Origin of the sequence: Sphingomonas sp. LH128, from assembly GCF_000293195.2 — a bacterium.
GTDB lineage: Bacteria > Pseudomonadota > Alphaproteobacteria > Sphingomonadales > Sphingomonadaceae > Novosphingobium > Novosphingobium resinovorum_A.
The window spans coordinates 1-952 of sequence record NZ_ALVC01000350.1; the positions used below are offsets into that span (position 1 = coordinate 1).

1 protein-coding gene is annotated in these 952 nt (G+C 55.9%); it reads right to left on the reverse strand.

The window, feature by feature from the left end; translation table 11 throughout:
- Nucleotides 1–531 precede the first annotated feature (531 nt).
- Complete coding sequence (locus LH128_RS33755; RefSeq protein WP_156800034.1) at nucleotides 532–825, reverse strand: hypothetical protein; 294 nt, start codon at nucleotides 823–825, stop codon at nucleotides 532–534.
- Nucleotides 826–952 lie beyond the last annotated feature (127 nt).

A 952-nucleotide genomic window follows, 5' to 3' on the forward strand; every position in this document is an offset into this window, starting at 1 on the left:
GCGGTGTCCTCCAACCGCCGCGCTCGCTTGACCGCCGACAGCAGCTGGTGGCTTTCAGCTATCGACTTAGTAGGCGCCTCCCCTGACAGCCGACCGGTTCACCATGGACCAACGCTAGGCGGATCATATGGGTAGTAATCGGGATGTTGCGGGGAGAAGGTTTACTCGTCCTCGGAACTGCTAGCCGGAGATTATGGCCAATTCCGTCAGTTTTCGTGCAGGGCTGCGTCTACCATAGTTGCGCCTTCTGGCCATGTGCAGAGGCGCCGCCCTGCCTCATTTCCTCGGTGGGGGTTCGGATCGCGCTCAACATTGCCTTCGTCTTCGGCAAGAATCTCTCCCACATCGGCCGCCCTTCGAACTGTGTGTTCCCGGGCAGGCCATCATGGCTTTAGAGCGCGCGCGCAATGCGTTGCAGTATAGGCTTGGTCACTGATCCAAACCAGCAAAAGCATCGGACTCGCACAGTGTGATGAATTCTTCTCCGATCGTGGGAATGTCGATGCGCCAATTGGAGAAAGCCACAAACTTCTACCACTGCGGCGGGGCAATTGGCGTCCCTTCAATCCCCACATAGAGTTGCGCAACAGTTGTACGTGCGAGAAAGCCGAAATGCTGGCCAATCTTCACGACCATGCCGACCGGGCAATCCACGTGTGATGAACAAACCACACTATCCCAATCCACCATCAGCCGAAATTGCACGACTGCAAGATGCTCGAAATTGTTCTGGACAGCCGGCCGTTCCCAAAAGCCACCTTCGTCGGCCGGTGTGAGCGAAATAAATCGACGACCGCCGTCTTCAAAAAAACAACGCTGGGCCAAGCGTATTCCCGATTGCTAATTTACCAGGCAGAACCTCCGGCTGCTTGAATGTGAGAAGCGTATCTGGTCGTCTGTGAAAAGCGCTGAAGCCCGCAGGGAGGCGTGGGTTTTGGTGGATATGAAGTAA